Origin of the sequence: Vibrio sp. 10N.222.51.C5 (assembly GCF_041474575.1) — a bacterium.
Lineage (GTDB): Bacteria > Pseudomonadota > Gammaproteobacteria > Enterobacterales > Vibrionaceae > Vibrio > Vibrio crassostreae_C.
Genome location: NZ_JBFRUJ010000002.1, coordinates 55,761 through 77,654 on the forward strand (window position 1 = coordinate 55,761; position 21,894 = coordinate 77,654).

Genomic DNA, 21,894 nt, shown 5'->3' on the forward strand with positions numbered 1-21,894 from the left:
TAACAAGTACCCGCTAGGCCTTCGCCTGTTTCAAGTAGTGAATCGCGGTTGCTTGAACCTTATCTAATTCATCCTGAAGCTCGAAAAGCTCAGGTTCAATGTCTTCAACAGAAGTACCTGAACGCAGCTCTTTCTCTATTGTCGCACATACCGATTTTAGCCTTGGTACGCCGCTGTACGAGCTGCTGCCATGCATCTTGTGAATGATGTGTATCAGCTCTTCAACTGGATAGTCACTGTCTTCTATCGCTTTGTCTGCTGCCTCATACACCTCTGGAATAAAGTCGACGAGCATTTGCAGCATATCGCGTGCGAGGTCTTCTTTATTGGCGGCTTGTTTCATCGCAGCTTGCCAATCAATGATGATGTTTGTGTGCACGCTGGCTTCAGTTTCTGACACCGGACCGTTGTCGACTTCAGCAGAGACCGCTGGGTGGTCTGGATCTATTTTTTCGATGTGCTCAACCTCAGAGGTCGAGCTCCAATGAATCAAAACCTGCTGTAAAACATGCTCTTCAATAGGTTTGGTTAGGTAGTCATCCATGCCCGCTTCAAGCAGTCGATCACGCTCGCCAATCATTGCATGTGCGGTCACGGCAATCACTGGAGTGTTCGCATTGTTCGCCAGTTTTTTGATGTTCTGACAAGCGGTTACACCGTCCATCTGTGGCATTTGAATATCCATGAAGATGATATCAAATGGCGTCTCTGTCGCTTTGTCTATCGCCTGCTGACCACTGGTACAACTGATGACGGTTTCTACACGCTCTTTAAGCAGCGCGGTAATCAACTTAAGGTTGGCTGGGTTGTCGTCTACTGCCATCACAGTAAGCGGTAACTTCTCTTCAGAATGCGTTTCAATCGCTGGTGCAATCAAGGTAGGTGCCTGATTCGATACCAGAGTTTGCAGCAACTTCTTACGAGAAAGAGGCTTGGTGATGCACTGAACATCGACCTCTTTCATTAGTTGCTCACCCAACGCTAGCTCGGTACTTGGTGTACCAATAATCACGTTTTGAGCAATCTTCTTCGCACCGATCGCCCAACCACTCACAGTATCAAATTGATACTCTTGGTTGGCGGCTAGGTTAAGCAGAACGTAGTCATACGAGGTCGTCTCATCTGGCATCACCGAACGATACGTTACCACTAAGCCTTCTTGGGTTAGGATTTGCTGAGTAATCGATGCCGCTTGCATGTTTGGCTCGATAAGCAGCAGTTGTTTGTCTTGCAGACACTGCGTCTCAATCAGCTCTGTCATCGGCATATCAGTCGTTGATAGTCTCAAGGTGAACCAGAAGGTAGAGCCTTGGTGAAGACGACTGGTTAGGCTGATCTCTCCGCCCATTTGGCTGACCAGTTTTTGGGTGATAACCAGACCTAAGCCTGTACCGCCGTAACGACGAGAGATACTTGCATCGGCTTGGCTGAAAGCTTGGAAAAGCTGAGCTTGTTGACGCTCAGAAATACCAATACCCGTATCGCGAACCATGAATTGCAGCTCGATGTTGTCTTCACTTTGTGAGCGAAGCTCAACGCTGATATCAATGTTGCCGCGTTCGGTAAACTTGATTGAGTTACCAACAAGGTTGGTTAGGATCTGCTGAATACGCAGTGGATCGCCCACCACACCTGGCGGTACTTTAGGGTCGATCTTCAGTGTCAGTTCTAGGCCTTTCTCATGAGCGTTGGTTGCTTGAAGGTTTACTACCTCTTCAAGGCTGGCTTGGAATTCAAATGGGATGTTCTCTAGGGCTAATTTACCGGCTTCAAGTTTCGAGAAGTCCAAGATATCGTTGATGATGCTAAGCAGGTTGTTTGCCGAGCGTTCAATGGTTTGTAGGTAATCGGTTTGACTGTTCGATAGGTGAGTCTTGAGCATTTGACGAGTAAAGCCAATCACACCGTTCAGCGGCGTTCTCAATTCGTGAGACATATTCGCTAAGAACTCAGACTTAACACGAGCCGCTTCTTGAGCGCGTTTCTTCGCGATGTCTAACTCAACGTTTTGAATCTCTAGCTGTTCAAGAGTTTCACGCAAATCTGATGTGGCCTGGTCGATACTGTGCTGCATCTCGACGTGATACTCTGATAGCGATACCGCCATCGCATTGATACCGTTTTTCAGCGAGTCTAGCTCACCATGCATCTTACCTTCGATACGCACATCTAGGTGACCTCGACGAATTCGGTCGACCATGTTTTTCATGTGTGTGATCGGTTGAGTGACATCGTGCATTAAGCGGAACGCAAACACGCCCGATAAACCAAGCCCGAGAATCAACACTAAGAATGCAGAGAACACTTCTTGATATTGCTGCAATCGAAGTGATGAAAGATCTAATTCAATCGCAATGTAGCCGATCGCTTGATTAGCTTGAGACTGACCGTTGGCTGAATTGATGTACTGGCCTTCGGCGATGATAGGTGTCCGCAGAATCAGCGTATTATCGAGAAGGTTCGATGAGCTTAAATGCGGGATCGGTTTATCTTTGGGGTAGGTCAGGCTTTCAAAATCGGGGTGGAAGTTTGAGGTTACAAACAACTCATGACGCTCATCAAACACCGCGATACTGCGCACTAGCTTAGAATTCTTTCGATGCGCATAGCTAATAAGCTGACGAACAGACTCTCGACTTTCGAGCTTCATGCCTGATTCACTCGTAATCGCAAGTGGCTCAATGATGCTAGTACCAGTGTTAACCACTTGACCTTCAAGGTCTTGATAGCGGTTAAATGAGAAAAATGCACTCAATAGCAACCCAATAATCAGGGTTGGAGCTAGAGTTAAGGTAATTACACGGGCTCTTAAGCCATATCTGGTCATGTTCTTTAATTACATCGAGGTCTGGATATGGGAAAATAACGCACACAATGGCGGTTAAGTGAACGGTAAGCTTAATCAAAGCCGTGACGTTCGACAATGATTCCAAGACATAATAGTGAGTCCTGGATACCAATTACTTATTAAAAGATACATTAGGCACAAGCAATGGCACGTTTTTTCCAACCAAAAAAGAAAACTCAACTCGAGACCAAGCATCAATCGGTTTTGGTTGAACGAATGGATCACAATGGCGCTGGCATCGCTTATCAAAAGAATAAACCGGTTTTCATTGATGGCGCATTGCCCGGTGAGCAGGTGGTTATTCAACTTACTGAGAGCAAAAGTAAGTTTTCGCGAGCTAAACTCATCAAGTTATTGAAGCCGAGCGAGCAGCGTTTAAAGCCGTTTTGTAAGCACTTTAATCAGTGTGGTGGCTGTCACCTTCAACACCTAGGTTACTCTTCTCAGGTTGAGCATAAATCGCAATCTCTGACGCACCTGATGAGCCAATACCAAACGGCGAACACTGAAGTTGCACAACCTATTGTCGGTGATGAAACCGGTTATCGACGTCGCGCACGTATCAGCCTATTTGTTGATAAGAAGACACAACAGCTTCAATTCGGTTTCCGTAAGAAGCAGAGTAAGCAGATTGAAAACATCACCGACTGTGCCGTGCTTGATCCTCGCCTTAATGTGTTGCTGCCAAAACTGAAAAATTTACTGAACACTTTCAACAGCCTTACGTCTTTAGGACACGTTGAATTGGTTTTGGGCGATACTGGCCCTGTTATGGTGCTACGTCACCTTAAGCCTCTGGTTGAAAAAGATGAGCAAGCGCTGATTGCGTTAGCAAAAGAAGAAGGCGCTACGCTGTATTCGATGCCTGAAACCGATAAGTTGGTTCGCTTAGTCGGCGATACACCTTCTTACAGCGAAACTGGCGTGACGTTACCGTTTGAGCCAAACCACTTTATCCAAGTAAACCAGAAAGTGAATCAGCAGATGGTGGCTCAAGCGATTGAGTGGCTAGAGCCTCAAGCGGATGAGCGAGTGCTAGACCTGTTTTGTGGTCTCGGTAACTTTAGTCTGCCTATCGCGCAACAATCGGCGTTTGTGGTTGGTGTAGAAGGCGTTGATGAAATGGTTCAGCAAGCCGCATCTAATGCAGCGTTAAACCAGTTAAGCAATACAGAATTTTACCAAGCTAACCTTGAAGAAGACTTATCTTCACAGCCTTGGGCAAAAGAGAAATTCGATAAAGTATTGCTTGACCCGGCACGTGCGGGAGCGAGTGGGATCGTTGATCAAATTTCAGCGTTAGGAGCGAAGCGTGTGGTTTATGTTTCGTGTAATCCTGCTACTCTAGCTAGAGATTCTGAGAGCTTAGAAAAACAAGGCTATCAATTAGCCAAACTGGGTATGTTGGACATGTTCCCACACACCAGTCATCTAGAATCGATGGCTCTCTTTATCAAGGCTTAGAGGCCCTTAAACAAGGCTTCAAATGAATCACAAAGGCGCAGGGAAGCCTGCGCTGATATCAATATGGTCGAACTAACTTGGAACCAGTTAGTCATATTGAATTGGGTATAAAACATAATAACTAGGAAGGCATGATGGTTGCGGTACGAAGCGCACATTTAAACCCAAGCGAACAGTTTGAGCTAGAAAGTTGGATTGCGTCATTGAATCAAGACGCAAAAACCTCGAATAAACTGATTAAAGTTTATCGTCACTGTGAAGAGCTATTAAAAGATCACGAGCAAGCATCGCTCTTGCTTTGGCGTGGCCGTGAGATGATCGAAATCTTGGTCACCTTGTCCATGGACCGTGCCACTTTAATTGCAGCGCAACTTTTCCCCGTCGTCTCAAGCGGCGTTTTTGAGCGCGAAGCGTTTGAAGAAAGCTACGGTAAAGAAACCGTAAAGTTGATCGATGGCGTTGAAGAAATGGCGGCCTTAGGCCAGTTAAACGTGACTCTTGAAGGCAGTGCTGCCTCGGGTCAAGTTGATAACGTTCGCCGCATGCTACTGGCTATGGTCGACGACTTCCGCTGCGTAGTCATCAAACTCGCTGAACGAATCTGTAACCTTATTGAGGTGAAAAAAGCACCTGATGCTGTGCGTCGCGCGGCAGCAAAAGAGTGTTCTAACATCTACGCTCCGCTCGCTAACCGTTTAGGTATTGGTCAGCTTAAGTGGGAAATCGAAGATTACGCATTCCGCTACCAACAGCCAGACACCTACAAGCAGATAGCTAAACAGCTGTCTGAACGTCGCATCGTACGTGAACAATACATAAAAGACTTCGTTGACGACTTAACGGCGGAAATGAACCGTTCAAGCATCAATGCAGAAGTCAGCGGTCGACCAAAACACATCTACAGTATCTGGCGCAAAATGCAGAAGAAAGGCTTAGCCTTCGATGAGCTTTTTGACGTACGAGCAGTACGTATTATCGCTGACCAGCTGCAAGACTGTTACGCCGGCCTTGGGGTGGTACACACTAAATACAAGCACCTCCCGAGCGAATTTGATGATTATGTGGCGAACCCTAAGCCAAATGGTTACCAGTCGATTCATACCGTAGTACTTGGCCCTGAAGGCAAGACCATTGAGATTCAGATCCGTACTAAGCAAATGCACGAAGACTCTGAGCTTGGTGTGGCGGCGCACTGGAAGTACAAAGAAGGAGCTTCAAGCGGCCGTAGTGGCTACGATGAGAAAATCACTTGGTTGCGTAAACTTATCGACTGGCAAGAAGAGATGTCGGACTCTGGCGAGATGCTGGATGAGGTACGTAGCCAAGTCTTCGATGACCGTGTATACGCATTTACTCCACGTGGTGACGTGGTCGACTTACCAATGGGCGCAACCCCGTTGGATTTCGCCTACCACATCCACTCGATGGTCGGACACCGCTGTATCGGTGCCAAAGTAGCGGGGCGTATCGTACCGTTCACTCATAAACTATCGATGGGCGATCAAGTTGAGATCATCACGCAGAAAGAGCCGAACCCATCTCGTGACTGGTTAAATCCAACCACAGGTTTTGTTCATTCTGGTCGAGCTCGAGCGAAAATCAACGCTTGGTTCCGCGCACAAAGCCGTGAGAAAAACCTAGAAGCGGGTCGTGATATCCTGGAAGTTGAGCTAGCGAAAGTAGGCGCAACCCTAAAAGATGCTGATCAATACGCACTAAAACGCTTTAACGTGAATACGCCAGACGAACTCTATGCAGGTATTGGTAGTGGCGACTTGCGTATTAACCAAGTGGTTAATCACATCAATGCGCTAGTGAATAAGCCAACGGCGGAAGAAGAAGACAAGAAAGCGCTAGAGAAACTGCTTGAGTCGGAAAACAAGCCGGCACAACAGAGTCGTCCGAAGAAAGATGCGGTAGTGGTTGAGGGCGTTGATAACCTAATGACGCACCTAGCGCGTTGCTGTCAGCCAATCCCAGGTGATGTGATTAAAGGTTACATCACTCAAGGTCGTGGTATCTCAGTGCACCGCGCTGACTGTGAACAGCTAGGCGAGCTAAGCGTGCATGCGCCAGAACGTATCATTGATACCGTTTGGGGTAATGGCTTTGTCGGCTCATACATCCTAACGCTGCGTGTTGAAGCGCTAGAACGTAATGGCTTGTTGAAAGACATCACCTCACTGTTCTCGAACGAGAAGATCAGTGTGACGACAATGAAGAGCCGCATCGACTACAAGCGTCAGCTATCGGTAATGGATTTCGATTTGGAAGTGACCAATATTGAGATTCTGAGCCGAGTGACAAGTCGAGTCGAGCAGATCAAAGATGTAATGAGCGTTAAGAGACTTGGATGATCCTTTTGTGTCATTTATGTCATTCCCTACAGTGAGGGACGAACGTGATAGGGAATCTCGCCAAGCGGTTTGAGATCCCCAACTCGCTCATACTTCACTCTTGGAGATGACGAAAAATAGAAAGGTGAGTGGTTTTGGCTGCTCACCTTTTTTAGTTTTAAGAAAAGAATTAGATTAAAACAATCAAACAGAATAATAGGAAAGCACCATGAGCCACCCGATTGAACAACTAGAACAAATTATGACTAAGCTGCGCGATCCAGAAGGTGGCTGTCCTTGGGATTTAAAACAAAATTTTGAAACAATTGTCCCGCATACTATCGAAGAGACGTACGAAGTGGTGGATGCGATTCACAACAAAGATTGGCCGAACCTACAAGAAGAGTTGGGTGACTTGTTGTTTCAGGTGATCTTCTATAGCCAGTTAGCGAAAGAACAGGGGTTGTTTGAGTTCTCTGATGTGGTTGATGGCATTAACGAAAAGCTAACACGCCGCCATCCGCATGTGTTTTCTGATACCGAGTTTGCGAGCGATGAAGAAATTAATGCCAACTGGGAAGCTGAAAAAGCCAAAGAAAAAGCTCAGGCAGGCAAAACTCAAGAAAGTATTCTAGACTCAATACCAAACTCTTTACCTGCGCTTTCACGTGCTACACAGATTCAAAAACAGGTAGCGAAATATGGCTTTGATTGGGACTCTATTGGCCCAGTGGCTAATAAGGTTTTAGAGGAAGTCGATGAGGTGCTGGAAGAGGCACTTCAAGTGACGCCAAATGAAGATTTGGTTGAAGAAGAGTTGGGAGACTTGCTGTTTGCGACGGTCAATTTGGTACGACATTTAGGTAAAAACCCAGAATCGGCACTCAATAAAGCCAATCTCAAGTTTTCGCGTCGCTTTAAAGGGGTGGAACAAAAAGTTCGTCAGCAAGATAAAAATTTGACTGACTTTTCACTACAACAGCTTGATTCCATGTGGGATGAAGTCAAAGTGGCGGAGAAAAGATAACCAAAGCTTTTATCATGAATTGATTTGAAGCAAAAAATAAAAAATAGCAGTGTGATAGATTTCACGTTGTGGCGATAAGGGGCTTCTGGTATATTTTCATCCCGTCCAGAAGTAGTCCATTTCCCTCATTCAACCAATTTCAGGTTAAACATGACGACAAATTACATTTTTGTTACTGGCGGGGTTGTATCCTCTCTAGGTAAAGGTATTGCTGCAGCATCTCTTGCGGCTATTTTAGAAGCTCGTGGTCTTAAAGTGACTATGATGAAGCTTGACCCTTACATCAACGTTGATCCAGGCACTATGAGCCCGACTCAGCACGGTGAAGTGTTCGTTACGGAAGATGGCGCTGAAACAGACCTTGACCTTGGTCACTATGAGCGATTCATTCGCACCAAGATGACTAAGCGTAACAACTTCACTGCAGGTCGTGTTTACTCAGACGTACTCGCTAAAGAGCGTCGCGGTGATTACCTAGGTGCAACTATTCAGGTTATCCCACACATCACTAACTCTATCAAAGAGCGTGTAATTTCTGGCGCAGCTGGCCACGATATCGCGATCGTTGAAGTTGGTGGTACGGTTGGTGATATCGAATCTCTACCATTCATGGAAGCGATTCGTCAGCTAGCAGTAGAACTAGGCCGTGAACGCGCAATGTTCATGCACCTTACTCTAGTGCCATACCTAGCAGCTGCGGGCGAAGTGAAAACTAAGCCAACGCAACACTCTGTAAAAGAGCTACTGTCTATTGGTATTCAGCCAGACATCCTAGTTTGTCGTTCAGACCGCAACATTCCTTCGAACGAGCGTAAGAAAATTGCTCTGTTCTGTAATGTGCAAGAAAATGCAGTTATTTCTATGCGCGATGTTGACTCTATCTACAAGATCCCTCAGCTTATTAAAGCTCAAGGTACTGATGAACTTGTATGTAAGCGTTTCGGCATCACAGCTCCAGAAGCAGACCTGTCTGAATGGGAACAAGTAATTTACGAAGAAGCTAACCCAACGGGTGAAGTGACGATTGGTATGGTTGGTAAGTACATTGAACTACCAGACGCATACAAATCAGTAAATGAAGCGCTAAAACACGCGGGCTTGAAAAATCGCCTAAGCGTTAATATTAAATACGTAGATTCACAAGACGTTGAGTCTCGTGGCGTAGAAGTTTTAGAAGGCCTAGATGCAATCCTAGTTCCTGGTGGCTTTGGTGACCGTGGTGTTGAAGGTAAGATTCTTGCTGCTCAATACGCTCGTGAAAACAAAGTACCGTACTTAGGTATCTGTCTAGGTATGCAAGTAGCACTTATCGAGTACGCTCGTAACGTTGCGAAAATGGAAGGGGCACACTCTTCTGAATTCTGTACTGAAACTAAGTACCCAGTTGTTGGTCTTATCACTGAGTGGACTGATGGCGAAGGTAAAGTTGAAGAGCGTACAGAAACATCTGACCTTGGCGGCACAATGCGTCTTGGTTCACAGCTTTGTCACCTAGCGAAAGGGACGAAAGCTTACGAATTATACGGTAGCGCGACGATCCATGAACGTCACCGTCACCGTTACGAAGTGAACAACAATCTTCGTCCACAAATCGAAAAAGCGGGCCTAAAAGTATCGGGTCTATCTGCGGACAAGAAACTGGTTGAAGTTATTGAGAACCCGAACCACCCATGGTTCGTTGCTGCTCAATTCCACCCAGAGTTCACTTCAACACCTCGCGATGGTCACCCATTGTTTGCAGGTTTCGTTAAAGCGGCTGGTGAGTTCCAGCGCGGCGAGTTAGAGAAGTAAAAAGGAATACAGGTAGCTGCGTAAGTTGTGCTGCTACCTTTAAATTTGACATTTATATATTCAACGAGAAGGAAACATTCAATGTCTAAGATCGTTAAAGTTCTAGGTCGTGAAATCATCGATTCACGTGGTAACCCAACTGTAGAAGCTGAAGTACACCTAGAAGGCGGTTTCGTAGGTATGGCTGCTGCTCCATCTGGCGCATCTACTGGTTCTCGCGAAGCTCTTGAGCTACGTGACGGCGACAAATCACGTTTCCTAGGTAAAGGTGTTCTTAAAGCTATTGAAGCTGTAAACGGCCCAATCGCTGAAGCTCTAGTTGGTACTGACGCTAAAGCACAAGCTGACGTTGACCAAATCATGCTTGACCTAGACGGTACTGATAACAAGTCTAAGTTCGGCGCGAACGCTATCCTAGCTGTATCTCTAGCTAACGCAAAAGCTGCTGCTGCTGCGAAAGGCATGCCTCTATACGAGCACATCGCTGAGCTAAACGGTACTGCTGGTCAGTTCTCTATGCCTCTACCAATGATGAACATCATCAACGGTGGTGAGCACGCAGATAACAACGTTGACATCCAAGAGTTCATGATCCAACCAGTTGGCGCTAAAACTCTTAAAGAAGGTCTACGTATCGGCGCTGAAGTATTCCACAACCTAGCTAAAGTTCTTAAGTCTAAAGGCTACAGCACTGCAGTTGGTGATGAAGGTGGTTTCGCTCCTAACCTTAAGTCTAACGCTGAAGCTCTAGAAGTTATCGCAGAAGCTGTTGCAGCTGCTGGTTACGAACTAGGTAAAGACGTTACTCTTGCTATGGACTGTGCAGCATCTGAGTTCTTCGACAAAGAAGCTGGCATCTACAACATGAAGGGCGAAGGTAAAACTTTCACTTCTGAAGAGTTCAACCACTACCTAGCTGAGCTAGCGAACAACTTCCCAATCGTTTCTATCGAAGACGGTCTTGACGAGTCAGATTGGGATGGCTTCAAGCACCAAACTGAACTTCTAGGCGACAAGCTTCAAATCGTTGGTGACGATCTGTTCGTTACAAACACTAAGATTCTTGCTGAAGGTATCGAGAAAGGCGTAGCTAACTCTATCCTTATCAAGTTCAACCAAATCGGTTCTCTAACAGAGACTCTAGCTGCTATCAAGATGGCTAAAGACGCTGGCTACACTGCAGTAATCTCTCACCGTTCTGGCGAAACTGAAGATGCAACTATCGCTGATCTAGCGGTAGGTACAGCTGCAGGTCAAATCAAAACTGGTTCTATGAGCCGTTCTGACCGTGTTGCTAAGTACAACCAACTTATCCGTATCGAAGAAGCTCTAGGTTCTAAAGCTCCTTACAACGGTCTTAAAGAAGTTAAAGGTCAATAATTCGTCCTATTTGGCACTGTAGCTGCGTTAACTGCAGAAGATTCACTAAGTCACATAGGAAACTATGCTCCATAGCTGAATCTTCTTTGTTGCCTTGCTACAGCACCAACTAGTTAGAATTATGCACTAATACTTTTGAATGCCTCGCTTATGCGGGGCATTTTTTTGTCTGTAGAAAACTGAATGAAAGAAGCTCTAGGCTCTAAAGCTCCTCCTTGTCACATATAAAGTTCGTCATTCCCTAGACTGACGAAGGAAGGAGTAGGGAATCTCATTGTTTTCCTGACAATGACTCCCCGACTTATTGATTCCCTGACACCACATATCTCGCACCAATAAGCTCATTATGGTATATATGTGCCTTATTCTAGTTCCTTCTTTTTCAACCGGCGAAAGGTGTTATGCGAATTTTTGCTTTAGTACTGCTCATAGTGTTTGGCTGGCTACAACACACACTGTGGCTCGGTAAAAATGGTATCTCTGATTACTACGGTGTGAACAACGAAATCCAAGTTCAACAGCAAGTAAATGAAAAGCTGCATATTCGAAATGCAGAAATGTTTGCTGAAATTGACGATCTACGCCAAGGCTTAGACGCGATAGAAGAACGCGCACGTCATGAACTTGGAATGGTCAAAGAAGGTGAAACGTTTTATCGCATCATTGGTGAGGAATCCCATTAATGTCGACTCAACTTCAAAGCGTGATTGCCGTTGTACCTGCGGCGGGCGTCGGTAGCCGAATGAAGGCAGACCGCCCTAAGCAATATCTCAAGATTCACGACAAAACAATTTTAGAGCACACCATTGAGAAATTACTGTCTCACCCACAAGTCGCTCAAATTGTCGTTGCGATCAGCGATGATGACCCATACTACCCTGATCTAGCACTCAACCTGAACCCGCAAGTGATCAGAGTGTCAGGCGGAAGCGAGCGAGCGGACTCTGTACTCTCTGCGCTAAACTATATCGCTGAGCAGCAGCTTAGTGATTGGGTAATGGTTCACGATGCGGCAAGGCCGTGTGTTCAGCTAAGTGATATCGACAAGCTAATTTCCGGCGCGATGAGCCATGATGTGGGCGCTATTTTAGCGGCTCCAGTTCGTGACACGATGAAGCGCGGTGCCCAAGGGCAGATCGAGCATACCGTTGAGCGTGCCGATTTATGGCATGCACTTACGCCGCAAATGTTCAGAGCAAAGCCTCTGTGGAAGGCATTAAGTGAGGCGTTGCAACAAGGCGCTTCAATTACTGACGAAGCCTCAGCCTTTGAATGGAAAGGTTTATCGCCCGCTTTAGTGGCGGGGCGTTCAGATAATTTTAAGATTACTCAGCCTGAAGATTTAGCGCTTGCTGAGTTCTATTTAAGTCAGAATAAGGAATAATGATGATTCGTATTGGCCATGGCTTTGATGTACATAAGTTTGGTGGTGAAGGCCCGGTAATTATTGGTGGTGTAAGCATCCCTTACGAGCAAGGTCTTATTGCACACTCAGACGGTGATGTTGCCCTTCATGCGTTGTGTGACGCTCTATTGGGTGCGATTGCTGCGGGTGATATTGGTCGTCATTTCCCTGATACCGATGACGAATGGAAAGGTGCGGATAGCCGTGAGCTACTGAAAGATGTTTACCGTCGAGTAAAAGAACAAGGTTACGTGATTGGTAATGCCGATATTACTATCATGGCGCAAGCTCCAAAGATGGCGCCTCATATAGACTCTATGTGCCAAGCTATTGCTCAAGACCTAGAAACCAGCATTAGCAATGTGAATGTAAAAGCGACGACCACTGAGCGTTTAGGTTTTACAGGTCGCAAAGAGGGCATCGCATGTGAAGCGGTGGTCCTAATTACTAAAAGTGCGTAAGCACCAACACGAAAAGAACAGCATGTCAGATATTTTATCTTCATTGGCTTATCTAAACGGTAAACCAACTGCGAAAGCAAAACTAAAAGCAAAAGCCGAACACTTTGTCGTTAATGAAGACTTGGGTTTTGAGTTTGCTGGTGAAGGCGAGCACCTAATGGTTCGTATTCGTAAAACTGGTGAAAACACGAGCTTCGTAGCAAACGAGCTGGCTAAAGCTTGCGGTGTTAAGTCGAAAGACGTGAGCTGGGCGGGTTTGAAAGACCGCCACGCTGTGACAGAGCAGTGGTTGAGTGTACACCTACCAAAAGGTGAGCCTGACTTTTCAGGGTTCTTAGCACAGTACCCAAGCATTGAGATCTTGGCGACAGCAAGACACAACAAAAAGTTACGTCCGGGTGATTTAGTTGGCAACCAATTCGAGCTGACTTTGTCTGAAGTAACAGACTGTGATGATGTCGTAAAACGTTTGGAAAAAGTCGCTCAAGTCGGTGTGCCAAATTACTTCGGTGCTCAGCGTTTTGGTAATGAAGGTAACAACTTATCTGAAGCTCGTCGTTGGGGCCGTGATAACGTTCGTACTCGTAACCAGAATAAGCGCAGCTTGTACCTTTCTGCGGCTCGCTCGTGGATTTACAACCTGATCCTGTCGGACCGTATTGAGCAAGATGCGTTTGCATCGGCATTGGTTGGCGATATTGTCATGAAAGACGGCGCTCAACTGGCGGTAACTGCGGACAATATCGAAGCAGTAAACCAAGACATCGCGAATGGCGCTGCATGGGTTACTGTTGCTTTGGCTGGCGATAATACTTTGCCAACGACTGATGAGTCTCAAGCGTTAGAGCAAAAACATCTTGATTCTGAACCTGACCTAATGGCGCTGATTCGCGGTAACCGCATGCGGCATGACCGTCGTGAAGCATCGTTAAAACCAACCGATTTAACTTGGGAAGTGAACGAAGATAATGTCACTCTTAAGTTCTCTCTAGACGCAGGTTGTTTCGCAACCGCTATCGTTCGAGAGTTGGTTGAAGAAGTACACGTAGAGAGAACCTACGAGCAATAACGATTCTGCTTGGAGCTGAGTCACTTGATATTGGAATTTAAGTGACTTGGCTTAGCATGGGAACAAAAGAAAGGATACAAGATGAAGATTTTACTCAGCAATGATGATGGTGTGCACGCTCAAGGTATTCATGAGCTGGCAAATGAGCTACGTGATCTTGCTGACGTTATCATTGTTGCCCCTGACCGTAATCGCTCGGGTGCGTCAAATTCATTAACTTTAGAACAGCCTCTGCGTGTTCAAGAGATTACTGAAAATACCTATTCGGTACAAGGAACACCGACCGACTGTGTGCATTTTGCGTTAAACGAACTGCTAAAGAATGACATGCCTGATCTGGTATTAACGGGCATTAATCACGGTGCTAACCTGGGTGATGACGTGCTTTATTCCGGCACGGTGGCTGCAGCAATGGAAGGGCATTTTCTAGGCGTTCAATCGGTAGCGTTTTCTCTGGTGGGAAAAAAACATTTTAAGACAGCGGCAGCGATTGCTCGTCGTATTGTCGAACAACATTTAGCAAACCCAATCCCGACCAACCGCTTGTTGAACGTAAACGTTCCTGATTTAGCCTTAGAACAATTGTCTGGTACTCAGGTGACGCGCTTAGGTGCTCGTCATCACGCTGAAGATATGATCAAGCAAAAAGACCCGCGTGGTCACGATATCTATTGGCTTGGCCCTCCGGGTAAAGAGCAAGATGCCGGTGAAGGTACCGATTTTTACGCGATTGAGCATGGCTTTGTGTCGGTAACACCGTTGCAGGTTGATCTGACGGCGCATGAGTCGTTGGGTGCGATGGCAACATGGTTAGGGGAGAAGTAAGTGAGTAATCCGCAAGCTGAGCGTTTAATTACTTTCCTGATTGAAAATGGTATTCAGGATCAAAAGGTTCTTGATGCGATTTACCAACTGCCGAGAGAGAGCTTTTTATCACAGGCGATGTATCACCAAGCCTATGATAATAATGCGCTGCCTATCGGTCAGGGTCAGACAATCTCACAGCCATACATTGTTGCTAAAATGACAGAGCTACTTGAATTACAACAAGATAGCCGTGTCTTGGAGATCGGAACGGGTTCTGGTTACCAAACTGCGGTATTGGCTCAACTTGTTGATCATGTGTATTCGGTTGAAAGAATAAAGTCGCTACAATGGGATGCCAAGCGTAGGTTGAAGCAACTCGATTTCTACAATATCTCAACTAAGCACGGTGATGGTTGGCAAGGTTGGTCTTCAAAAGCCCCTTTTGATGCGATTATTGTCACCGCCGCTGCAGAGTCGATTCCTCAAGCGCTTCTGCAACAGCTGAAAGATGGCGGTCGTTTACTGATTCCAGTCGGTGATGACGAACAGCAACTATTGAAGATCGTTCGACACGGCGATGAGTTTTTATCGAGTGTTATCGAGATGGTGAGATTTGTACCTCTTGTTCCTGGTGAGCTAGCTTAATAAAAGACTAATGGTGTAGGTGGATAGAGAGTCGATGCGTTCGAAGTTGTTAAAAGGAAGTACTTTACTGCTTAGCTGTGCCCTTGTTGGGTGTGCAGCGAATTCGCCTGCGCCCGTTTCAAACCTAAACAAGAATTACTCATCGATTGATCGTGGTAGTTATCGTGGCAGTTACTATGAAGTTAAAAAAGGCGACACCCTTTACTTCATTGCTTATGTCACCAATAAAGACGTTAAAGACCTCATCGGTTATAACAAGTTGTCTGCTCCTTACACTATCCACCCAGGGCAGAAGCTTAAGTTATGGCGTCCTAGCTACAACGCGCCAGCGTATGGTAAGTCAACGGTAGCGGCAGCAGCAGTTGCTGCGCCTGTCGCCGCATCCACAACGTCATCTGCGGCAAGTAAACCGAAAACCACACCACAAAAGAGCAAAAACTCTAAACCGGCTCCAGCTCAAACTACCACCAAAGTGGTGAAAAAAGATCCACCAAAGAAGGTTGAACAATCCAAATCAAAGGAGTATGTTGGTTCTAAAGGTAAACAGAATGTTACACCGCCCACCAAACCAACAAGTGATAAAGTATCCAAATGGTTATGGCCAACTAAAGGGAGAGTAATCAAGAGTTTCTCTGTAGGCGAACAAGGAAATAAAGGCATAGACATAGCAGGACAGCGAGGTCAGCCAATAGTATCTACTGCAGGGGGAACGGTTGTTTATTCGGGTAATGCACTACGAGGCTACGGCAATCTAGTGATTGTGAAGCACAATGATAATTACTTAAGTGCATACGCGCACAACGACCGACTATTAGTATCTGAAGGGCAAAGTGTGAAACCAGGGCAGAAGATTGCAACAATGGGAAGCTCTGGAGCCAGCAGTGTTAGGCTGCACTTTGAGATTCGTTACCAAGGTAAGTCCGTTAATCCAAAACGATATTTACCTTAAATACAATATGCAAAAATTACGTATTGTATGGAGTGACATAGTCATTTAGCGACATATGAAGTTGTAATGTCATGCTAATTTCGCCAGGGGGAGGCGTTATGAGTATAAGCAATGCAGTAACCAAAGAAGAGTTCGATCTTGACCAAGCAACCACGGAACCGGAAGCTCTTGGAAAAGCAAAACGAACAGTCACTAAGAAAACCGAAGCGAAAGAAGAAGTTGAAGTTACGTCTAAAAGTTTAGATGCCACTCAACTCTACTTAGGCGAAATTGGTTTCTCACCACTACTAACCGCTGAAGAAGAAGTGCTATATGCACGTCGAGCTCTACGCGGTGATGAAGCAGCACGTAAACGCATGATCGAAAGTAACCTGCGTTTAGTGGTAAAAATTTCACGTCGTTATAGCAACCGCGGCCTTGCACTTCTCGATCTAATCGAAGAAGGCAACCTAGGTTTGATTCGCGCCGTAGAGAAGTTTGATCCAGAGCGTGGCTTCCGCTTCTCAACTTACGCGACATGGTGGATTCGTCAAACCATTGAACGTGCGTTAATGAATCAGACTCGCACTATCCGTTTGCCAATCCATGTTGTGAAAGAGCTGAACATCTACCTACGTACTGCAAGAGAGCTATCACAAAAGCTTGACCATGAACCAACGGCAGAAGAAATTGCTTCTAAGCTAGATAAGCCAGTTGGTGATGTGAGCAAGATGCTTCGTCTAAACGAAAGAGTGAGCTCTGTTGATACGCCAATTGGTGGTGACGGTGAGAAAGCGCTGTTGGATATTATTCCAGACATCAATAATTCAGATCCTGAGGTTTCAACTCAAGATAGCGATATCAAGAACTCGTTGATTTTCTGGCTTGATGAGCTGAATCCTAAGCAGAAAGAGGTGCTTGCGCGTCGCTTTGGACTACTGGGTTATGAACCGTCAACATTAGAAGAAGTGGGCCGCGAAATCAGCCTGACTCGTGAACGTGTTCGTCAAATCCAAGTTGAAGGTCTTCGCCGTCTACGTGAGATTCTTATCAAGCAAGGTCTGAATATGGAAAACCTGTTCAACGTAGAAAACGACTAATTGAACGGATGATGCTTCTCTAAATAGAAGACAAATAAAAACGCTGACTTTAAGTCAGCGTTTTTTTGTTTGTGGCTTTGGTATTTCATGCCGTCTAATCAAAATAGCAGTACGGCCATAACAAGCTACTTGGTAAGAAACTAAAGCAGCTTCTTCAAGCGGTAAAGTTCTTCTAATGCTTGGCGAGGAGTTAGATCATCAGGATCAACATTCGCTAGCGCTTGCTCTACTTCACTCGGTTCTGGGATCAGGCTCAGTTGGTTTGCGATATCGACACCGCTTGGCTTCGATGTTGGCGACTCCATACTTAACGCTTCTAACTGAGTCAGCTTCGCACGAGCATTCTTGATCACTGCTTTCGGTACGCCAGCTAAACCTGCAACCGCTAGACCATAAGATTTACTTGCAGCACCTTCTTGAACTGCGTGCATAAAGGCAATGCTATCACCATGCTCAACCGCATCTAAGTGTACGTTTGCTAAAGTTGGAAGTTGGTTAGGTAGTTCAGTTAGCTCAAAGTAGTGCGTTGCAAACAGTGTCATCGCATTGATTTGATTGGCTAGCCACTCTGCACTTGCCCAAGCCAGAGACAGGCCATCGTAAGTACTGGTACCACGACCGATTTCATCCATTAGCACAAGGCTGTTTGGTGTTGCATTGTGCAGGATATTTGCGGTTTCTGTCATCTCAACCATGAAGGTTGAACGGCCAGAAGCCAAATCATCGGATGCGCCAATACGCGTAAAGATACGGTCGATAGAGCCGATGGTTGCGCTTTCTGCAGGAACATAACAACCGATATGAGCCATCAATGCGATGAGTGCCGTTTGGCGCATGTAGGTCGATTTACCACCCATGTTGGGACCCGTGATGATCAGCATCTTACGTTGATCATTCAGGTCGATAGGGTTAGCAATGAAAGGTTCGTCCATCACTTGTTCAACAACAGGGTGACGACCGGCCTGAATTTGTACGCCAGCAGACTCTGTCATGGTTGGACGACAGTAATCAAGGGTATCTGCACGCTCAGCCAAGTTCTGTAGAACATCAAGCTGAGATACTGAAGAGGCGATATTTTGTAGGCGCTCTAGATACGGCAGTAGTAAGTCAAACAACTCTTCCCACAGCTGTTTCTCGATAGCGAGTGCTTTCGACTTAGAGTTAAGTACTTTGTCTTCGTGCTCTTTTAGCTCAGGAATGATGTAACGCTCAGCATTTTTCAGCGTTTGACGACGAACATAGTGTGGCGGCACAAGATGGCTTTGCCCACGGCTTACTTGAATGAAGAAACCATGTACGTTGTTGTAGCCAACTTTTAGCGTGTCGATGCCATGACGTTCACGCTCTTCTTGCTCAAGCTTATCAAGAAATTCAGTTGCGCCTGCTGCAAGGTCGCGCCATTCGTCTAACTCGGCATTGTAGCCTTCTGCAATCACACCACCGTCACGGATAACCACCGGTGGGTTCTCTTTGATTGCACGTTCAAGCAGCTCAGAAACCTCATCCACAGGAGAAGCATATTGAGCAAGTTGAGTTAGGTATGGGTGCTTCAGTTGCGTCAGTGTTTCAGCAAGCTCTGGCAAATATTCCATTGCTTGGCGAAGACGCGCCATATCGCGAGGGCGAGCAGAGCGAAGTGCTAATCGAGCGAGAATACGTTCGATATCACCAATCTGTTTTAAGGTTGGCTGTAGTTCTGTGAATAGAGCCAAATCTTTCATTTCACCAATTGCATCTAAGCGCTGATCGAGTGCAGATATATTGCGCATTGGTTGATGTAACCAACGCTTAAGCATACGGCTACCCATTGCTGTCGCAGTGTGATCAAGTACTTCGGCAAGGGTGTTATCAGTACCACCCCCAAGATTTTGCGTGATCTCCAAATTACGACGAGTTGCAGCATCAAGGATCACCGAGTGATCTTGTTTATCCATCGTGAGTGAACGGATATGAGGGAGGGCAGTACGTTGGGTATCTTTCACGTATTGGATCAAACAACCAGCCGCACATAGACCCAGTTTCGCGCTTTCTACGCCAAAGCCAACCAGATCGCGAGTACCAAACTGCTTATTCAATTGCTGCTTAGCGGTGTCTAATTCAAATTCCCATACAGGGCGGCGGCGGTTGCCATTACGGCTTGCCATTAAATCGACGGGTTCGAAATCTTCAGGGAACAGCAGCTCACGCGGAGAGGTTCTTTGTAGCTCAGCGGCCATCGCTTCTTCTGTTTCTGGCTCGCAAAGTTGGAATCGGCCAGAGGTAATATCAAGTGTCGCATAACCGAATTTACCGTTGTGGTGATAAATGGCTGCAATTAGGTTATCAACGCGTTCAGAAAGCAAGGCTTCGTCGGTTACGGTACCCGGTGTCACGATACGCACTACTGCGCGCTCAACAGGGCCTTTTGAAAGTGCTGGATTACCAATCTGTTCACAAATTGCTACGGACTCACCAAGTTGCACTAACTTTGCAAGGTATCCTTCAACCGCATGGTATGGAACACCTGCCATCGGAATCGGTTCACCATTTGATGAGCCACGCTTAGTCAGTGAAATATCGAGGAGTTGAGAGGCTTTTTTAGCGTCATCGTAGAAAAGCTCGTAGAAATCGCCCATGCGGTAGAACAGCAGAATTTCTGGGTTTTCTGCTTTCAGTTTTAGATACTGCTGCATCATGGGAGTATGTTTTTGATCGGCTTTCACAGTTAACTTCTTTCGTTTATTTCTATTGCGGCTTAGGATACGTGAAAGCGTTTCGTGCGAAAAGCGGCTGATGCGAAAAGATGCGAATCCAAATGATATGACAGTAAATAAAGGGAAGCAGATGATGCAGATGACTCAAGACCTTAGTGAGCAGCTTGGACATTTACTCGCTAAACACAAACACGTGTTAGTGACGGCTGAATCTTGCACTGGCGGAGGTGTCGCGAGTGCAGTCACCGATATTGCGGGCAGCTCTGGATGGTTTGATCGCGCTTTTGTTACGTACAGCAATGAAGCCAAACAAGAGATGATCGGTGTACAGCTTAAAACCTTAATGGAGTTCGGCGCCGTGAGTGAGCCTGTCGTAATAGAAATGGCGAGCGGGGCATTGCAACATTCAAACGGGACGATCTCTGTATCAATCAGTGGCATCGCTGGCCCAGGTGGCGCGACCGAAGATAAGCCTGTTGGTACAGTATGCTTCGCGTGGAAAGCGCTAAATGGCTGGGATAAAGTAGAAACGCATGTATTTACAGGCGACAGATCACAAGTACGCCAACAAGCCACGCACCATGCCCTGCAAGTTATTTATGATTACCTATCAATGGAAGGTAAGTAACATTTGTACAAATTATTTTCATACAGGTATAGACACTGTATGAATCAACAGTATAATGAAAGCCAATTAGTCACCCCTATGTGGGTTAGAAATAGATTCTAGATCGCTTGTTGAGACAACCGATTATGTGGAGATAGAAATGGACGAGAATAAACAAAAAGCGTTAGCCGCAGCCCTTGGTCAGATTGAAAAGCAATTTGGTAAAGGTTCTATCATGCGTCTTGGTGATAACCGCACAATGGACGTAGAAACTATTTCTACAGGTTCTCTATCTCTAGATATCGCACTAGGTGCTGGTGGCCTACCGATGGGACGTATCGTAGAAGTTTACGGTCCAGAATCATCAGGTAAAACAACGCTAACGCTTGAGCTTATTGCTGCAGCACAGAAAGTGGGAAAGACGTGTGCATTCGTTGATGCGGAGCACGCACTAGACCCTATCTACGCTCAAAAGCTTGGTGTTGATATCGATGCACTTCTTGTTTCTCAACCAGATACTGGTGAGCAAGCGCTGGAAATCTGTGATGCACTGGCTCGTTCAGGTGCAATCGACGTTCTTGTTATTGACTCAGTAGCAGCCCTAACACCAAAAGCAGAAATCGAAGGCGAAATGGGCGACAGCCACATGGGTCTTCAGGCTCGTATGCTTTCTCAAGCAATGCGTAAGCTGACGGGTAACCTTAAGCAGTCTAACTGTATGGCTATCTTCATTAACCAAATTCGTATGAAAATTGGTGTGATGTTCGGTAACCCAGAAACAACAACAGGTGGTAACGCACTTAAGTTCTACGCATCTGTTCGTCTTGATATTCGCCGTACTGGTGCGATTAAAGATGGTGATGAAGTTGTTGGTAACGAAACTCGTATCAAGGTCGTTAAGAACAAGATTGCTGCACCATTCAAACAAGCTGAGACTCAAATCCTTTACGGTAAAGGCTTCAACCGCGAAGGTGAGCTTATCGACTTAGGTGTTAAGAATAAGCTAGTAGAAAAAGCAGGCGCTTGGTACAGCTACAAAGGCGATAAGATCGGCCAAGGTAAAGCTAACGCTGGTAAATACCTACGTGAAAACCCAGAAGTTGCTCTAGAGATCGATACTAAACTTCGTGAGTTACTACTGACTCCTGCTGTTCTTGAAGAGAAAGACGTAGAGAAAGAAGAAGAAAACGAAGAGCTATAAGCTCACGTTTTATAGAGTGGATGTTTGAAAGAAGCATCCGCTTTGTGTCTCGTCCTAAAATACGTTGACAGTATTTCTACTAAGCCAACAGCATCAGCTGTTGGCTTTTTTCAGGTTCATCGCGGCTTTCCG

17 protein-coding genes are annotated in these 21,894 nt (G+C 46.0%); 15 read left to right on the forward strand and 2 right to left on the reverse strand.

The genetic code is table 11. The annotated features are described in order from the left end of the window. Window positions 1–13: 13 nt before the first annotated feature. Entirely contained in the window at window positions 14–2,827 is a 2,814-nt protein-coding gene (gene barA, locus AB4558_RS00335) for a two-component sensor histidine kinase BarA (protein WP_372074332.1), read from the reverse strand. A gap of 165 nt (window positions 2,828–2,992) precedes the next feature. Here barA and rlmD point away from each other — a divergent pair, with 165 nt between their 5' ends. The 13 genes from rlmD to rpoS all read left to right on the forward strand — a co-directional run bounded on the left by rlmD (window position 2,993) and on the right by rpoS (window position 17,261). Continuing rightward, window positions 2,993–4,312, forward strand: a complete 1,320-nt coding sequence (gene rlmD / locus AB4558_RS00340) for a 23S rRNA (uracil(1939)-C(5))-methyltransferase RlmD (RefSeq protein ID WP_017068695.1) — start codon at window positions 2,993–2,995, stop codon at window positions 4,310–4,312. Between the two features lie 134 nt (window positions 4,313–4,446). Then, window positions 4,447–6,669, forward strand: coding sequence for a GTP diphosphokinase (gene relA / locus AB4558_RS00345; RefSeq protein WP_372157652.1), 2,223 nt, complete (start codon window positions 4,447–4,449; stop codon window positions 6,667–6,669). Between the two features lie 208 nt (window positions 6,670–6,877). Beyond that, the gene (gene mazG / locus AB4558_RS00350; RefSeq protein ID WP_372157654.1) at window positions 6,878–7,675 is read left to right on the forward strand and encodes a nucleoside triphosphate pyrophosphohydrolase; all 798 of its coding nucleotides are present in this window, start codon (window positions 6,878–6,880) and stop codon (window positions 7,673–7,675) included. 150 nt (window positions 7,676–7,825) lie between these two features. After that, complete coding sequence (locus AB4558_RS00355; RefSeq protein WP_017063214.1) at window positions 7,826–9,466, forward strand: CTP synthase; 1,641 nt, start codon at window positions 7,826–7,828, stop codon at window positions 9,464–9,466. Window positions 9,467–9,547: 81 nt separating this feature from the next. After that, window positions 9,548–10,846: a phosphopyruvate hydratase gene (gene eno / locus AB4558_RS00360; RefSeq protein WP_017059033.1), complete on the forward strand. Its 1,299-nt coding sequence runs from the start codon at window positions 9,548–9,550 to the stop codon at window positions 10,844–10,846. Window positions 10,847–11,247: 401 nt separating this feature from the next. Further along, window positions 11,248–11,529 (forward strand): cell division protein FtsB, encoded by a 282-nt coding sequence (ftsB, locus tag AB4558_RS00365; protein WP_010435786.1) that lies wholly within the window; start codon window positions 11,248–11,250, stop codon window positions 11,527–11,529. Then, window positions 11,529–12,230, forward strand: a complete 702-nt coding sequence (gene ispD / locus AB4558_RS00370; protein ID WP_017059032.1) for a 2-C-methyl-D-erythritol 4-phosphate cytidylyltransferase — start codon at window positions 11,529–11,531, stop codon at window positions 12,228–12,230. Before ftsB ends, ispD begins: the two co-directional genes overlap by 1 nt. A gap of 2 nt (window positions 12,231–12,232) precedes the next feature. Then, window positions 12,233–12,712 (forward strand): 2-C-methyl-D-erythritol 2,4-cyclodiphosphate synthase, encoded by a 480-nt coding sequence (gene ispF / locus AB4558_RS00375; protein ID WP_004739053.1) that lies wholly within the window; start codon window positions 12,233–12,235, stop codon window positions 12,710–12,712. Between the two features lie 22 nt (window positions 12,713–12,734). Next, the gene (gene truD, locus AB4558_RS00380; protein WP_372074329.1) at window positions 12,735–13,781 is read left to right on the forward strand and encodes a tRNA pseudouridine(13) synthase TruD; all 1,047 of its coding nucleotides are present in this window, start codon (window positions 12,735–12,737) and stop codon (window positions 13,779–13,781) included. Between the two features lie 81 nt (window positions 13,782–13,862). Further along, a complete protein-coding gene (gene surE / locus AB4558_RS00385) occupies window positions 13,863–14,606 on the forward strand; it encodes a 5'/3'-nucleotidase SurE (protein ID WP_017059030.1) in 744 nt (247 codons plus the stop codon). Then, on the forward strand, window positions 14,607–15,233 hold the full coding sequence (locus AB4558_RS00390) for a protein-L-isoaspartate(D-aspartate) O-methyltransferase (RefSeq protein WP_017059029.1): 627 nt from the start codon (window positions 14,607–14,609) through the stop codon (window positions 15,231–15,233). It abuts the gene before it with no gap. A gap of 34 nt (window positions 15,234–15,267) precedes the next feature. Beyond that, entirely contained in the window at window positions 15,268–16,182 is a 915-nt protein-coding gene (gene nlpD / locus AB4558_RS00395) for a murein hydrolase activator NlpD (protein WP_017059028.1), read from the forward strand. Window positions 16,183–16,280: 98 nt separating this feature from the next. Next, entirely contained in the window at window positions 16,281–17,261 is a 981-nt protein-coding gene (gene rpoS, locus AB4558_RS00400) for an RNA polymerase sigma factor RpoS (protein WP_017059027.1), read from the forward strand. Window positions 17,262–17,401: 140 nt separating this feature from the next. Here the strand turns inward: rpoS and mutS are convergent, their stop codons facing one another. Next, window positions 17,402–19,963: a DNA mismatch repair protein MutS gene (gene mutS, locus AB4558_RS00405; RefSeq protein WP_017059026.1), complete on the reverse strand. Its 2,562-nt coding sequence runs from the start codon at window positions 19,961–19,963 to the stop codon at window positions 17,402–17,404. 124 nt (window positions 19,964–20,087) lie between these two features. Between mutS and pncC the strand changes: the two genes are divergently transcribed. Beyond that, window positions 20,088–20,582: a nicotinamide-nucleotide amidase gene (pncC, locus tag AB4558_RS00410; RefSeq protein ID WP_029235458.1), complete on the forward strand. Its 495-nt coding sequence runs from the start codon at window positions 20,088–20,090 to the stop codon at window positions 20,580–20,582. A 139-nt stretch (window positions 20,583–20,721) separates the two neighbouring features. Next, a complete protein-coding gene (recA, locus tag AB4558_RS00415) occupies window positions 20,722–21,762 on the forward strand; it encodes a recombinase RecA (RefSeq protein WP_017056586.1) in 1,041 nt (346 codons plus the stop codon). The last annotated feature ends 132 nt before the right edge of the window (window positions 21,763–21,894 follow it).

What these genes read in the sequence shown, in the direction of transcription:
- mazG (WP_372157654.1), top strand. Translation starts at nt 6,878, where the DNA reads ATGAGCCACCCGATTGAACAACTAGAACAAATTATGACTAAGCTGCGC.
- eno (WP_017059033.1), top strand. Translation starts at nt 9,548, where the DNA reads ATGTCTAAGATCGTTAAAGTTCTAGGTCGTGAAATCATCGATTCACGT.
- pncC (WP_029235458.1), top strand. Translation starts at nt 20,088, where the DNA reads ATGCAGATGACTCAAGACCTTAGTGAGCAGCTTGGACATTTACTCGCT.
- nlpD (WP_017059028.1), top strand. Translation starts at nt 15,268, where the DNA reads ATGCGTTCGAAGTTGTTAAAAGGAAGTACTTTACTGCTTAGCTGTGCC.
- relA (WP_372157652.1), top strand. Translation starts at nt 4,447, where the DNA reads ATGGTTGCGGTACGAAGCGCACATTTAAACCCAAGCGAACAGTTTGAG.
- ftsB (WP_010435786.1), top strand. Translation starts at nt 11,248, where the DNA reads ATGCGAATTTTTGCTTTAGTACTGCTCATAGTGTTTGGCTGGCTACAA.
- rpoS (WP_017059027.1), top strand. Translation starts at nt 16,281, where the DNA reads ATGAGTATAAGCAATGCAGTAACCAAAGAAGAGTTCGATCTTGACCAA.
- ispF (WP_004739053.1), top strand. Translation starts at nt 12,233, where the DNA reads ATGATTCGTATTGGCCATGGCTTTGATGTACATAAGTTTGGTGGTGAA.
- ispD (WP_017059032.1), top strand. Translation starts at nt 11,529, where the DNA reads ATGTCGACTCAACTTCAAAGCGTGATTGCCGTTGTACCTGCGGCGGGC.
- barA (WP_372074332.1), bottom strand. Translation starts at nt 2,827, where the DNA reads ATGACCAGATATGGCTTAAGAGCCCGTGTAATTACCTTAACTCTAGCT.
- rlmD (WP_017068695.1), top strand. Translation starts at nt 2,993, where the DNA reads ATGGCACGTTTTTTCCAACCAAAAAAGAAAACTCAACTCGAGACCAAG.
- recA (WP_017056586.1), top strand. Translation starts at nt 20,722, where the DNA reads ATGGACGAGAATAAACAAAAAGCGTTAGCCGCAGCCCTTGGTCAGATT.
- surE (WP_017059030.1), top strand. Translation starts at nt 13,863, where the DNA reads ATGAAGATTTTACTCAGCAATGATGATGGTGTGCACGCTCAAGGTATT.
- truD (WP_372074329.1), top strand. Translation starts at nt 12,735, where the DNA reads ATGTCAGATATTTTATCTTCATTGGCTTATCTAAACGGTAAACCAACT.
- AB4558_RS00355 (WP_017063214.1), top strand. Translation starts at nt 7,826, where the DNA reads ATGACGACAAATTACATTTTTGTTACTGGCGGGGTTGTATCCTCTCTA.